The following is a 13487-nucleotide window of genomic DNA, read 5'->3' as shown; positions in this document are numbered from 1 at the left end:
GACAAGCCGACCAAAGGTCAGATCCTTGAAAAAATTGTGTAATCCGCCTTTGTGACGCCTCATAAATCTGAAACAATTCGTTTTTTTCAAGCAAGCGAAAGCCTCGTGGAACTCAAACATATCAGCGAACTCGAGCGCGCCACCCAACGCGGCAGCGGCGAACTGTTCCGGCTCGGCATGGGATTGTTGTTCATCGTCGGGGTGATCCTGTTTGCGGCCACGCGCGGCGTCGGTGGCGAGGTCAATGTGATGCTGGTGGTCGCCGCGGTGGTCGGCGGCTACATGGCCATGAACATCGGCGCCAACGATGTGGCCAACAACGTCGGGCCCGCGGTGGGCTCCAAGGCAATGAGCCTGGGCCTGGCGCTGGTCATCGCGGCGGTGTTTGAAGCGGCCGGCGCGCTGATCGCCGGCGGCGAGGTGGTTGGCACCATCCGCAAGGGCATCATCGACGCCAGCCAGCTGCCCAGCGGCCAGGCCTTCGTGTGGGTGATGCTGGCCGCGCTGCTGGCCGGCGCGCTTTGGCTGAACATCGCCACCGCAGTCGGCGCACCGGTATCGACCACGCACTCCATCGTCGGCGCGGTGCTCGGCGCGGGTATCGCTTCGGCCGGATTCGGTATCGCCAACTGGGGCACGGTCGGCGGCATCGTCGCCAGCTGGGTGATCTCGCCGGTGATGGGCGGTCTGGTGGCGGCCGGCTTCTTGTACTTCGTGAAACACAGCGTGACCTACCACACCGACATGCGCGCCGCGGCCAAACGCTGGGTGCCGGTGTTGCTGGCGCTGATGGTGTGGGCGACGACCTCCTATCTGCTGCTCAAGGGCGTCAAGGCCATCGTCAAGCTGAGCTTCGGCCAGGGCATTCTCATTGGCGGCGCGACCGCGGTGCTGAGCTTCTTCGTCCTGCGTCCGGTCATCGCACGCCAAGCCGACAAACTCACCAACGACAAGGCCGGCATCAAGCAGTTGTTTACGGTGCCGCTGATCTTTGCCGCCGCCTTGCTCTCGTTTGCACACGGCTCCAACGACGTGGCCAACGCGGTTGGCCCGCTGGCCGCGATTGTCGATGTGCTGGGCAGCGCGACCGGTCAGGTTCAGGCCAAGGCGACCATTCCGCTGTGGGTGATGATGGTCGGCGCCGTCGGCATCGCACTGGGCCTGGCGCTGTACGGTCCCAAGGTGATTCGCACCGTCGGCTCTGAAATTACCGAACTCGATCAGATGCGCGCCTACTGTATTGCCATGGCGGCGACCATCACCGTGATCATCGCCAGCCAGCTGGGCCTGCCGGTCAGCTCGACCCACATCGCCGTTGGCGGCGTGTTTGGCGTCGGCTTCCTGCGCGAGTGGATCAAGAACAAATATGCGCGCATCGAAGACGAGATCAAGGCGCACCACCCCGAAGACGACCAGGGCGCGATCGACGCCTTCATGGTCAAGTTCAACGCCGCGCCAGTGGCCGAAAAAGGCCAGATGCTGACCGCACTCAAAGAGCAGGCCAAGGCCCACCTCGACCCGGCGCACTTCTCCAAGCAAGAGCGCAAGGCCTTGAAGCGCGTCTATCGCCAGGAACTGGTCAAGCGCTCGCAGCTCAAGCGCATTGCCGCCGCCTGGGTGATTACCGTGCCGGCTTCGGCCCTCATGGCCGCCATGTTGTTCTTCATGATCCGCGGCATGATGACGCCCTGAGCCACCCCGCATTGCGCACCACGGGCAGCCCAGGCTGCCCGTTTTTATTTGCCCACGCCCGCCCCGGCGATCTATCCGGCATACTCCCCACTGATTTTTCTTGCAGGATCCTGCCCGTGTTCGACCTCGCCGTCATCTTTCTCGTCCTGACCGCCGCCATGGCCTATGTCAATGTGCGCTTCATCCGTCTGCCGTCCACCATTGGCGTGATGGCCATTGCCATGGGCCTGTCGCTGATCGTGCTGGGCCTCGACCGGGTCGGCATCAGCGCGCTGAAGGACTACGAAGTCTCGCTGCTCTCCTCGCTCGATTTTTCCGACGTGCTGATGCAGGGCATGCTCTCGCTGCTGCTGTTTGCCGGTGCCATGCATGTCGACCTCAGCGAGCTCAAAGCCTACCGCTGGCAGATCGGTGCGCTCGCGGTGTTTGGCACCTTGCTGTCGACCGCCCTCATCGGCGCATCGGTGTGGCTGCTGCTGCCCTGGATCGGGATCGAGCTGCCGCTGATTTACTGCCTGCTGTTCGGCGCGCTGATCTCCCCCACCGATCCCATCGCGGTGATGGGCATCGTCAAGTCGGCCGGCGCGCCGAAAAATCTCGAACTGATGATCGCTGGTGAATCGCTGTTCAATGACGGTGTCGGCGTGGTGGTATTCACCGTGCTGCTCGCCGCCGCCACCAGCGGCCAGGCACCGGAAGCGGCTCAGGTCGGCATTCTGGTGGCCGAGGAAGTCGGCGGCGGCATTCTCTTTGGCCTGCTGCTCGGCGCCATCACCTATCACATGCTCAAGAGCATCGACAGCTACGCTGAAGAGGTGCTGATCACCCTGGCGGCCGTCCTCGGCGGCTACGCGCTGGCCACCCATCTGCATGTTTCCGGCCCGCTGGCCATGGTGGTGGCCGGCCTGATCGTGGGCAACCACGGCCGCGCCATGGCCATGTCGCACAAGACGCGCGAATACCTCGACATGTTCTGGGATCTGATCGACGCCATGCTCAACGCCGTGCTGTTTGTGCTGATCGGGCTGGAGATCGTGCTGATCGAATACGCACCGGGTCTGGCCCTGGCCGTGGCCCTCGTCATCGCCGTCACCCTGCTCGCCCGCCTGGTGGCCGTGGGCGCGCCGGTGGCCTTGTTCCACCGGCGCTTCCGCCTGCCCGACGGCGCCTGGAAAGTGCTCACCTGGGGCGGCCTGCGCGGCGGCATCTCGGTCGCCCTCGCCTTGTCGCTGCCGGCCGGCGCCGAGCGCGACCTGGTGCTGGCGCTCACCTACGCGGTGGTGGTGGCCTCGATCTTTGGTCAGGGCATGACGGTGGGTGCCGTGGTGCGCAAGGCCATCGGCCGACCGGCCGACTGACCCGCGCCACCACTCAGGGCGCCGTGGCGGCCGCCGAGAACGCCGACAAGGCCTTGGCAATGTTCGGCACCACCGGGCACTCGCCCGCCTGATGTCGCGCGGCGATCCACACCGGATCGTTGTAACCCAGCCACACCTGACCATCGGCGTCTTCCCACACCAGCGCCTTGAGCGGCAAATCAATGCCCGCAGTCTGCGCGCACTGCATGAAGGGCGTGCCGCCTTTCGGATTACCGAATATCAGCACTTCGGTGGCGCGCAGCGTCGCGCCCACCTTGGCCGCGCCGGCGGCGTGATCGATGCGGGCAAACACGTTCATGCCCTTCTGTTTGACGATGTTTTCCAGCCGGTCCATGGTCTGGCGCGCACTGTGCGGGCTCTTCATCTGGATCAGCCCATCGGCCGCGGTGGCGGCGGTGGTGGCAAGGGCGAGGCACAGCGGGGCGAGAAAGCGCAAACGGGTCATGAGGTGTCTCCTTTTGGGGTTAACAGGAGCTTAGACCCGGCGCGGCACAAAATCCTTACACAGGTGGCATGACTCGCCTCAGCTTTTCTCCAGCCCGTAGCGCGACAGCTTGTTGCGCAGCCCCACCCGCGACAGGCCCAGTTCCTTCGCCGCGCGCGTCTTGTTCCAGCGATGGCGGATCAGGCTCTCCTTGACGATGCGCGCCTCCAGCGTCTCCAGCCGCGCTTTCAAATCGCCATCCATCCCGGCCAGCAGATTGAGTTCTGCCTCGTCATCGGCCTCGGCCGCGCGCAGCACCCGCGGGCTCAGATCCGACGCGCGCAGCCGCGCATCGTCCGACAGCGCCGCCATGCGCAGGATCTCGTTGCGCAGCTCGCGCACATTGCCCGGCCAGCGATAGGCCGCCAGACAAGCCAGCACTTCCTTGTCCAGCGGCGCAAAGGCCTCACCGCCCACGCTGCGCAATTCGGCCGCAAAGGCGTTGGCGATGAGCGGGATGTCCATGGCCCGCTCGCGCAGCGGCGGCACCCACACGGTGATCGCCGCGAGGCGGTAGAACAGGTCTTCACGAAAACGCCCGGCCTGCATGTCGGCTTCGAGGTCGCGGTTGGTCGCCGTCACCACACGCGCATCCACCGGCAGCGGTCGCGGTGCGCCCACCGGGCGGACCTCGCCCTCCTGCAGCACACGCAGCAGCTTCACCTGAAACGCTGGCGTGGTCTCGCCAATCTCATCCAGAAAAATGGAGCCACCATCGGCCTGCTTGAACAAGCCCACGCGATCTTCATAGGCGCCGGTAAACGCCCCGCGCTTGTAACCGAACAGCTCCGACTCAAGTAGCTGGTCCGGCACCGCCCCGCAGTTCTCGGTGATGAACGCCGCCTCGGCCCGCGGGCTGGCCAGATGCAAACCACGCGCCAGCAACTCCTTGCCGGTGCCCGACTCGCCGGTCAGCAACACCGGCACATCCAGCCGCGCGACCTTCTCCACCAGCGTGCACACCGCGTTCATCGGCGAGTTGGGCGCGCGTAGCAGGGCCGACACCGCAAAGCGCTCGGCCACCGCCGCCCGCTTGCCCGCCACGCGCTCGCGCAGCACCGGCTCGGCCACCTTCATATCCAGCGACAGGCGCTGGTTCTCGCTTTGCAGGCGATACATCTCGGCCGCGCCATTGAGCGTCAGCAGCAACTGCTCGGGCTGCCATGGCTTGAGCAGATATTGATAGATGCCGGCCTCGTTGATGCCGGTGATGATGTCTTCCGAATCGGTGTAGCCGGAGATGATGATGCGCACCGCGTCCGGCCACTTCTCGCGCACCTCGGTCAGAAACTGCACGCCCGAGGCGCCCGGCATGCGCTGGTCGCACAACACGATGTGCACCCACTCGCGCGCCATGATCGCCGCCGCGGCCTCGGCGGAGGCTGCGGTGAACACGGTAAAGTCCTCCTCCAGCGTGCGGCGCAGTGCCTCCTGCGAGCGCACCTCGTCATCCACGACCAGCACGGTCGGCAAGTTCTGACTCATGTCACGACACTCTCTTTTGCGGCCGGCGCCTGCCAGCCCAGATCCCGGTGGCGCGCCAGGTGGCGCGGCGTCCATGACTGCGGACTCTTGATCACGAAGTGGTAGCGCGCCACGTGATAGCTCGGGTCGAAACCGTAGAAGTTGCGCTGCATGTGGCGCAGCTCCTCGGCGCGATACTCGGCCAGCGGCTTGGCGGCCTCGTCGGCGGCACGACGGGCCTGCTTGCCAGCGATGCGCGCGGCGAGCGTCGGGTCAACAGCCAAGGCCGCGGCTCGCGCCCCCGTCTCAGCGGCAAACGCCACCGGCGTCGCGCCAAAGCAATCATCAATCAGCCCCAGCGCCACCGCCTTGCGCGCCAGCAGCGGCAGACGGTCGCCCATGATCTGCCGGCCCACCTCGGCACCTACGCGCTTCGGCAACAGGTAGCTCCAATACTCCGAGCCAAACAGGTTGCCCATATTCTTGTAATGCGGGTTCATCACCACGCCCTCGCGCGCCCACACGATGTCGGCGGCCAACGCCAGAAAACATCCGCCCGCCCCCGCGTTGCCGCGCATCGCCGCCACGGTCAGTTTGTCGGTCAGTTGCAGCAGCGCGAGGCAGACATCGTTCATCGCGTTGATATTGGCCCAGGATTCGTCCGCCGGCGATTCGGCCGCCTCGATCACGTTCAGATGAATGCCGTTCGACCAGAAATCGCGCCCGCCTTCGAGCACCAGCACCGCTGTCGGCCGCGCACCCACCGCCACGATGGCCTCACGCAAACGCACGCACTGGTCGGAGCCCATCGCGCCGTTGGTGAAGTCGAAGCGCAGGAAACCGACCCGGCCATCGTCCGATTCCCGGTAGCCGATCTCGGCCGCGTCGGCATCGCCCGCCAGCACGGGCAGCGCGGCGGTCTCGTCAGCAAAGGCCAGCGTCGCCGGCAGCTTGAAGGGGTGATCGCTACCGCCGCGTTTCACATGACCAATCCACACCGCACCATCGACCGTCGCACGCAGAATCGCGCCATCGCGCCGCCCCACCACCGCGCCCGGCAGCGCGCCAGCCGGCGCCGTGCCGGGCTGTGCATCAAAGAGATGGCAGGGTTTACCAAACAGCGCGTCGGCCACGCCGGGGAACCCGTCGGCCGCACGGATTTTGGCCAGCACCGTGGCGGTTGAGTCGGCCGACCAGTCAATCCGCCGATCGGCCTGACGCATCAGCGCACGCCACTGCCCCCGCGCCTTCGGCCAGTCGCCCAGCGGAGCCGGCGACCACGTACCCGCGCGCCAGCCCGCCACCTGCGACAGCGCCTCACGCACCGCCGCCAGCGCACCTTCACTCACCTCGCTACGGTAAACACTCGCCTTGGGCGCCGCGCGCATCGGGAATTCCCGCGTCGCCCAGATCGGCCCGGCGTCCATCTTGGCTTCGGCCTGCAGCACGGTCACGCCCCAGGTCATCTCACCGTTGTGGATCGCCCAGTCCAGCGCCGACGGGCCACGGTCGCCGACGATGCCGGGGTGCACGATCAAGGTGAGGTGCTCGCGCCAGATCGACTCGGGCACCGCGCGCTTTAGAAAGGGCGCCACGATCACGTCCGGCGCGAACAAGGCCACCGCCTCCTCGGCCACCGAATCGGCGATATCGAACTCGACCGACACCTCATGGCCGTCCTCGCGCAACTCGGCGAGAAGGCGCTGGGTGAGGCTGTTGAAGCTATGGGTGAGCAGCAGGATCCGCATGGCTCAGCCCTCGCTGCGCGTAGGGCGGATAAGCGCAGCGCATCCGCCGATCAACGTCTCTTCGTCGCACCGATGGCGGATGCGCCTGCGGCTTATCCGCCCTACATGTTTCAGCATCATCTCCATCAGCAAATCCTCGGCAGCTGTTCACCCGACAGCCAATCGACCATGCGCTTGCCGCCGAAGCGGGTGCGGATCTGAACGAAGCAGTTTGGGTCGGTCGTCACTTCGCCAATGCGCGCGGCCTCACGCCCCAGCGGATGGTCGCGCAGCGCCGCCAGCGCCGCGTCGGCGACGTCGGCCGGGACAATGGCGACGAGCTTGCCTTCGTTCGCCACATACAGCGGATCGAGGCCGAGCAGCTCGCAGGCGGCGTCCACCTGCTCGCGCACCGGAATGGCTTTTTCTTCCAGCGTCATGCCAACGCCCGACTGTGTGGCGATCTCGTTCAGCGTCGTCGCCAGCCCGCCACGCGTCGGGTCGCGCAGCACGCGCACGCTCGGCACGGCGATCAGCAGATCGGCGATCAGACCATGCAGTGCTGCGGTGTCGGAGGTGATTTCAGAATCAAAGGCCAGCGACTCGCGCTGCGCCATGATCGCCATGCCGTGATCGCCCAGCGAACCGGAGACCAGAATCACGTCGCCCAGCTGCGCATTCGCACCCGACAGCGAGCGCCCCGCCGGCAGCGCCCCCACCGCCGTGGTGCTGATGAACACCCCGTCGCCCTTGCCCTGCTCCACCACCTTGGTGTCGCCCGTCACCACCGGCACCCCGGCCGCGCGACTGGCGGCGGCCATGGAGTCGACGATGCGCTTGAGGTCCGCGAGCGGAAAGCCTTCTTCGAGGATGAAACTCGCCGCCAGATACAGCGGCCGCGCGCCCATCACCGCCACGTCGTTGATCGTGCCGTGCACCGACAGGCAGCCGATGTCGCCACCCGGAAAGAACAGCGGCGACACCACATGCGCGTCCGTGGCCATCACCAGGCGCTCGCCGGGTTCGGGCGCAGGCAGTACGGCGCCGTCGTCGCCCTGGGCCAAATAATCGTTGGCGAAAGCGCGAGCGAAGATCTCGTCGATGAGTTGCGCCATCGCCTTGCCGCCGGCGCCGTGGCCCATGTCGATGCGGCCAGATTTTAGGTCCAGGGGGCGGACGTAGCCCTTTTTGATCTTATTCATGGGAGGTATGGGGCGCGTTGCGCCGGTTGGTTGTTGCTTGCCCGTAGGTTCGGTGGGCGGTTTCGCGGGAGGATCGTTGGCCGGGTTTCGCCCCGGCGGGCGACCTACTTTCTTGCTTGTGCAAGAAAGCTAGGCAAAGAAGCACAGCCCGCTTTCGCGCCCCTTCGGGGTACCCGCCCTGCGGCGATGTCGGGCGGGGTGCTTCGCGAACTCGCCCTGCGGGCTCAAACAAGCGAAGCCCCTTTATCCGCCCGCCACCCCCTCCGGTTGGCGCGGCAGAGGGCGAATGGGCCGTGCTCGATCCGACCGCATTTGAGTTCGTAGGGCGGATAACCCGCAGGCGCATCCGCCATCGGTGCCGCCGTGAGGCATTGTTCGGCGGATGCGCTTCGCTTATCCGCCCTACGACGGTGCCGGCTAACGCCGCCGGTGCGACTCGTAGGGTGGTCAGCTCCGCTGCCCACCAAGCAACGCCTCTCGTGGGGCACGATGGTGGGCGGCAAGCCGCCCACCCTACGAAACCTCGTTTGTCATGTGGCGCGATGGTGCGCGTCAAGCAGGCGATGGCGAAGCCGAGCCTGCGCCCCTCTCCCCTTCTGTGCCGCCGAACGAAGCCCGGGGGCGGCGGGAATTGTCGTGTCGCTTGTTTGAGCCCGCAGGGCGAGTTTGCGACACGACCCGCCGGCGCCGGGCGTAGAGAGGGCACCGGCGAAGCCGGCGGTACAGCGGGGCGCCTTCTTTGCGTCCTTTCTTGCGCGTGCAAGAAAGGATGTCGCCCGCCGGGGCGAGACCCGGCCAACGTCAATCCGAAGCGAACACCCAACCAAGCGCCCGGCACGGCCTAAACCACCACCGCCGACGGCTCGGCCACCACCGGTATATCCCGAAACCGCCCATAGTTGTAGTGCGCCGCACAGGCGCCCTCACTCGACACCATGCACGAGCCCATCGGGTTCTCCGGCGTACACACCGAGCCAAAAATCTTGCAGTCGGTCGGCGTCTTCACGCCACGCAAAATGGCACCGCACTCGCAGGCCTTATTGTCGGGCACGGACTGGAAAGCCAGCCCGAACTTACGCTCAGCATCCCAGTCGGCAAACGCGCGCCGGATGCGCAGCGCGGAATACGGCACCTCGTGCAAACCCCGCCATTCAAAGCTGCGGCGCAGCTCGAAGACCTCGCTGACCAGCGCCTGCGCTTTGAGGTTGCCGTCCTCGCTCACCGCGCGGGTAAATTCGTTCTCGACCTCGGCGCGACCGTCGTTCACCTGACGGATCAACATACGGATGGCCTGCATCACGTCGAGCGGTTCGAAGCCGGCGATGACCACCGGCTTGCGGTATTCCTCGGCAAAGAAGGCGTAGGGTCGGCTGCCGATGATGGTCGACACATGCGCCGGGCCGATGAAACCGTCGAGTGGCACGGTGCCCAGGTCGCGCACTTCGGGCGACTCCAGAATGGTCATGATCGCCGAGGGGGTGAGCACGTGATTGCAGATCACGCTGAAATTGGCGAGCCCCATGGCCTGCGCCTGCTTGATGACCAGCGCGGTCGGTGGCGTGGTGGTTTCGAAGCCGATGGCGAAGAACACCACCTCGCGCTCGGGGTGTTTGCTCGCCAGCGCCAACGCATCGGCGGCGGAATACACCATGCGCACATCACCGCCACGCGCCTTGGCCTTGAGCAGCGAGAGCTGGCCTGAGGCCGGCACGCGCAGGCAGTCGCCATAGGTACAAAGAATCACGTCGGGGCGCGACAGCACCAGGCCGATCGCCATGTCGATGCGGCCGATCGGCAGCACGCACACCGGGCAGCCGGGGCCGTGGATCATGCGCACATTGGCCGGCAGCAGGTCGGTGACGCCGTAGCGCGAGATGGCGTGGGTGTGGCCGCCGCAGAACTCCATGAAGGCGTAGTCGCGGCCGGTGTCGGCCTCGCGCGCGATAGCCGTGGCGAGTTTGGCGGCGACGTCACCGTCGCGAAATTCGTCGACGTATTTCATGCGCTGCCAGCGGCAATGGCTTGCAGGTCGAGCCCACTTTCCTCAAACAAGGCGAGCGTCTTCGCGGCTTCTTCCGGATCGAGTTTGGACAGCGCGTAGCCGACATGCACGATCACGTAATCGCCCACCTCGGCGCCATCAACCAGCGCGAGCGAGATCTCCTTGCGCACGCCGCCGAGGTCAACACGGGCGGCGTCGCCGTCGAGTTTTTCAACGATACGAGCAGGAATGGCGAGGCACATGGTGTTGTCTCCGGGCTCAGGCCATGGCCGTTTGAATGGCGACCCAGGCTTGGCCGAGCGCGAGGCCGCCGTCGTTGGTCGGTGCCTGCCGGGCGCGCAGCACGGTCAGCCCGCGCACGCTGAGGCGACGACTCAGGCCTTCGGTGAGCAGACGGTTCAGGAAGCAACCGCCGCCAAGCGCGACGGTGCGCAGGCCTTCGCTGCGCGCGGTGGCAATCACCCAGGCTTCGAGCGCCGCGATGAGCGTGGCATGGAACACCGCCGCGCCGCGGTGCGCATCGCGCGTGTCGCGCAGCGCGTGCAGCGTCGGCATGAGATCGAGTGTGTTGGCGCGATCGATCTGCCAGCCGCCGGGCAGCGCCAGCGCCGGGCCGTAAGCATTGGCGAGGGATTCGAGCCGCATGGCGGCTTCGCCTTCGTAGTGCATCACATCGCACACGCCCAGCAGGCCGGCGGCGGCATCGAACCACCGCCCCATGCTGGTGGTGGGCGGGCAGCGCGTGCCGGCGTCGAGCAAGGCACCAATGCGATCCGCGCCGCGCAAATGGCCGAAGCGCTCGGCGATATGCTCGCTCAAGCCCATCACATGCAGCGCCGAAGCGGCCATGCGCCAGGGCTCGCGGGCCGCGCGGTCGCCGCCGGGCAAAGCCAGCGGTTGCAGGTGTCCGAGGCGGTCGCACTGGGCGCCATCGACCCGCAGCAGCTCGCCGCCCCAGGCCGTGCCGTCGTTGCCCAGGCCGACGCCATCGAGCGCGAGACCAAGCACCGGTTCGTCGACGCCATGCTCGGCCAGCACCGCGCCGATATGCGCGTGGTGGTGCTGCACGGCGATCAGCGGTAGATCGTGGGCGTCGGCGTAGCGGTGCGCGGCCTGCGTGGCATACACGTCGGGGTGGCGGTCACAGGCGACCCACTCGGGGCGGCAAGCCAGCACGGTCATGAGATGCTCGACCGTGGCGTCCATCGCCGTGCAGGTGGCGGGGTTGGAGAGGTCGCCGACATGCGGCGACAAAAAGGCTTCGTCGCCACGGGTGAGGCAGACGGTGTTTTTCAGGTAGCTGCCAAAGGCCAGCGTCGGCGGGCCTTTGTGGGCCAGTCGGATGGCGGTCGGGGTATAGCCACGCGCGCGACGGATGAACGATGGCGCACCCTGGCTGAGCCGCGCGACGCTGTCGTCGCAGCGCACCAGCACATCGCGGTCGTGCATCAGATACAGCTCGGCGATGCCACTCAGGCGGCTGAGGGCTTCGTCATTGTCGATCACCAGCGGCTCGCCGCCGGGGTTGGCCGAGGTCATCACCAGAGCCATCGGCTGCGCTTCGTCGAGCCAGTCGGTGCCGATCGGCCGGCCGGCTTCGTCATGGAACAGCAGGTAGTGCAGCGGCGAGTTGGGCAGCATGATGCCGATCTGGTCCAGATCGGGCGCCACGCCCCACAGGTGCATGTCGGCGTCGCTGTGTTTGTCGAGCAGCACGATGGGGCGCTCGGGCGCGTCGAGCAGCTCGGCCTCTTCGGCACTCACGCGCGCATAGCTTCGCGCCGAGGCCACACTGGCCACCATCACCGCAAAGGGCTTGTCGCCACGCGCCTTGCGACTGCGCAGGCGTTCGACAGCCTCGGGGTTGCGCGCATCGCACACCAGGTTGAAACCGCCCACGCCCTTGATAGCGACGATGTGGCCGGTGAGCAGATGCAGCAAGGCATCGGCCACCGGGTCGTGCGAGGCCACCCGCACACCGTCGGCCTGCAGCAGCGACAATTGCGGGCCGCAATCGGGACAGGCGTTGGGCTCGGCATGGAAGCGCCGGTGAGTGGGCGCCTCGTATTCGTCCTGACAGGTCTCGCATTGCGCGAAGCCGGCCATGCTGGTGTTGGCGCGGTCGTATGGCAGGCGACCGGTCAGCGTGTAGCGGGGGCCGCAGTGCGTGCAGTTGATCAGCGCATAGCGCCAGCGCCGGTTGGCGGGGTCGAACAACTCGTCCAGGCAGTCCGGGCACACCGTGCTGTCGTGGCCGATGGCGGTGGTGACTGCGCCGCCTTCGCTGGGGCGGATGGTGAAGCCGCGGTCCTGCGCTTGCGACGGACAGGCCTCGCGTTCAATGGCGTCGATGCGCGCCTGCGGTGGAACCTCTTTCGTCAGTCGCGCCATCAGGGCGGAGAGGTTGCCCGGCGCGCCCTGCACCTCCATCTCGACGCCTTCGCCATCGTTGCGCACCCAGCCGGCCAGATCGAGCTGCTGCGCGAGGCGAAACACAAAGGGCCGGAAGCCCACGCCCTGCACCACCCCGCGCACCCGGATCCGGCAGCGCTCGCTGCGCTCTGGCGCTGCGTCGGTGCTTATCTGCACGGCGCCTTCAATATCCTGCGGCAAGCGTGTTCTCCTCATGATTTTTCTGCTGCCCGTTCGCCGCGGCGGCCGACAGACCGGACTCGATCCAGGCCAGCCAGCCATCAAAGCCCTCGCCCGTGGTGGCCGACACGCGGAACACCTTGAGGCGCGGATTGACCCGCAGCGCAAACTCGACCGCCTTGTCGGCATCGAAGCTCAGGTGCGGCAGCAGGTCGGTCTTGTTGAGCAGCATCACATCGGCAGCGGCAAACATGTCGGGATACTTGAGCGGCTTGTCCTCGCCCTCGGTCACCGACAGGATCACCACCTTGTGCGCCTCGCCCAGATCGAAGGCCGAGGGGCACACCAGGTTGCCGACGTTCTCGATCAGCAGCAGGCTGTTGTCGATCAGCGCCATCCGCGGCAGCGCCTGGCCAACCATCGCGGCGTCCAGATGACAGCCCTTGCCGGTGTTGATCTGCAGCGCCGGTGCGCCGGTGGCGCGGATGCGTTCGGCGTCGAACTCGGTCTGCTGGTCGCCCTCGATCACCGCCACGGCCACCCGGCTGGACAGGATCTCGATGGTCTTGCACAGCAGCGTGGTCTTGCCAGAGCCCGGGCTGGACACCAGGTTGAGCGCAAAGATGCCGCGCCCGGCGAGCCACTGACGGTTGGTGTCGGCGAAGCGGTCGTTCTTACCGAGGATGTCCTGCTCGATGCGCACCATCTCGTGCTGCGACAGCCCCGGCGCGTGGGCATGCGCCGGGCCGTGGCCAAAGTGCATGTGACCGGCATGATCCGAGGCCGGCGCATGCGGCTCAACGGGCTCATGCGCATGATCGTGGGCCGCCTCGACCGAGGCCATTTTCCAGCCCGTGGTCGGTGCCTTCTTGCGCTGTGCGGCGCCGCTCGGCCGGCCAATCATCACCTCGCCTGCGCCGCATCCACATACCGTACACATTGCGT

Annotated in this window: 10 protein-coding genes; 2 read left to right on the top strand and 8 right to left on the bottom strand. The window is 66.6% G+C overall.

The window, feature by feature from the left end; genetic code table 11:
- Positions 1-105: 105 nt before the first annotated feature.
- Positions 106-1692 carry an inorganic phosphate transporter gene (locus FHP89_RS17980; protein WP_144173899.1) on the top strand — a complete coding sequence of 529 codons (1587 nt, stop codon included), beginning with the start codon at positions 106-108 and terminating at the stop codon, positions 1690-1692.
- 116 nt (positions 1693-1808) lie between these two features.
- Positions 1809-3050: a cation:proton antiporter gene (locus FHP89_RS17975; protein WP_144173901.1), complete on the top strand. Its 1242-nt coding sequence runs from the start codon at positions 1809-1811 to the stop codon at positions 3048-3050.
- A gap of 13 nt (positions 3051-3063) precedes the next feature.
- On the opposite strand, the gene FHP89_RS17970 is transcribed toward FHP89_RS17975, so the two are convergent.
- From FHP89_RS17970 to hypB, 8 genes are all read right to left on the bottom strand, one after another.
- Positions 3064-3516, bottom strand: a complete 453-nt coding sequence (locus tag FHP89_RS17970; protein WP_144173903.1) for a DUF302 domain-containing protein — start codon at positions 3514-3516, stop codon at positions 3064-3066.
- A 78-nt stretch (positions 3517-3594) separates the two neighbouring features.
- Positions 3595-5040, bottom strand: a complete 1446-nt coding sequence (locus FHP89_RS17965) for a sigma-54-dependent transcriptional regulator (RefSeq protein WP_144173905.1) — start codon at positions 5038-5040, stop codon at positions 3595-3597.
- Positions 5037-6767, bottom strand: coding sequence for a hydrogenase maturation protein (locus tag FHP89_RS17960; protein WP_144173907.1), 1731 nt, complete (start codon positions 6765-6767; stop codon positions 5037-5039). The genes FHP89_RS17965 and FHP89_RS17960 overlap by 4 nt, the downstream gene beginning before the upstream one ends.
- 125 nt (positions 6768-6892) lie before the next feature.
- Positions 6893-7948 carry a hydrogenase expression/formation protein HypE gene (gene hypE, locus FHP89_RS17955; RefSeq protein WP_144173909.1) on the bottom strand — a complete coding sequence of 352 codons (1056 nt, stop codon included), beginning with the start codon at positions 7946-7948 and terminating at the stop codon, positions 6893-6895.
- A gap of 841 nt (positions 7949-8789) precedes the next feature.
- Positions 8790-9950, bottom strand: a complete 1161-nt coding sequence (gene hypD / locus FHP89_RS17950; protein WP_144173911.1) for a hydrogenase formation protein HypD — start codon at positions 9948-9950, stop codon at positions 8790-8792.
- Positions 9947-10192 carry a HypC/HybG/HupF family hydrogenase formation chaperone gene (locus tag FHP89_RS17945; protein ID WP_144173913.1) on the bottom strand — a complete coding sequence of 82 codons (246 nt, stop codon included), beginning with the start codon at positions 10190-10192 and terminating at the stop codon, positions 9947-9949. The genes hypD and FHP89_RS17945 overlap by 4 nt, the downstream gene beginning before the upstream one ends.
- A gap of 16 nt (positions 10193-10208) precedes the next feature.
- Positions 10209-12563 (bottom strand): carbamoyltransferase HypF, encoded by a 2355-nt coding sequence (hypF, locus tag FHP89_RS17940; protein ID WP_260851667.1) that lies wholly within the window; start codon positions 12561-12563, stop codon positions 10209-10211.
- A complete protein-coding gene (gene hypB / locus FHP89_RS17935; protein ID WP_144173917.1) occupies positions 12547-13482 on the bottom strand; it encodes a hydrogenase nickel incorporation protein HypB in 936 nt (311 codons plus the stop codon). The genes hypF and hypB overlap by 17 nt, the downstream gene beginning before the upstream one ends.
- Between the last annotated feature and the right edge of the window lie 5 nt (positions 13483-13487).

The sequence above is a fragment of the Denitromonas ohlonensis genome, from assembly GCF_007625205.1.
In the GTDB taxonomy this organism is placed as follows: domain Bacteria; phylum Pseudomonadota; class Gammaproteobacteria; order Burkholderiales; family Rhodocyclaceae; genus Nitrogeniibacter; species Nitrogeniibacter ohlonensis.
Note: the sequence above shows the minus strand (reverse complement) of the source record. Positions and strands in the feature narration are given on the sequence as shown.

What these genes read in the sequence shown, in the direction of transcription:
- FHP89_RS17970 (WP_144173903.1), bottom strand. Translation starts at nt 3,516, where the DNA reads ATGACCCGTTTGCGCTTTCTCGCCCCGCTGTGCCTCGCCCTTGCCACC.
- FHP89_RS17965 (WP_144173905.1), bottom strand. Translation starts at nt 5,040, where the DNA reads ATGAGTCAGAACTTGCCGACCGTGCTGGTCGTGGATGACGAGGTGCGC.
- FHP89_RS17960 (WP_144173907.1), bottom strand. Translation starts at nt 6,767, where the DNA reads ATGCGGATCCTGCTGCTCACCCATAGCTTCAACAGCCTCACCCAGCGC.
- hypE (WP_144173909.1), bottom strand. Translation starts at nt 7,948, where the DNA reads ATGAATAAGATCAAAAAGGGCTACGTCCGCCCCCTGGACCTAAAATCT.
- hypD (WP_144173911.1), bottom strand. Translation starts at nt 9,950, where the DNA reads ATGAAATACGTCGACGAATTTCGCGACGGTGACGTCGCCGCCAAACTC.
- FHP89_RS17945 (WP_144173913.1), bottom strand. Translation starts at nt 10,192, where the DNA reads ATGTGCCTCGCCATTCCTGCTCGTATCGTTGAAAAACTCGACGGCGAC.
- hypB (WP_144173917.1), bottom strand. Translation starts at nt 13,482, where the DNA reads ATGTGTACGGTATGTGGATGCGGCGCAGGCGAGGTGATGATTGGCCGG.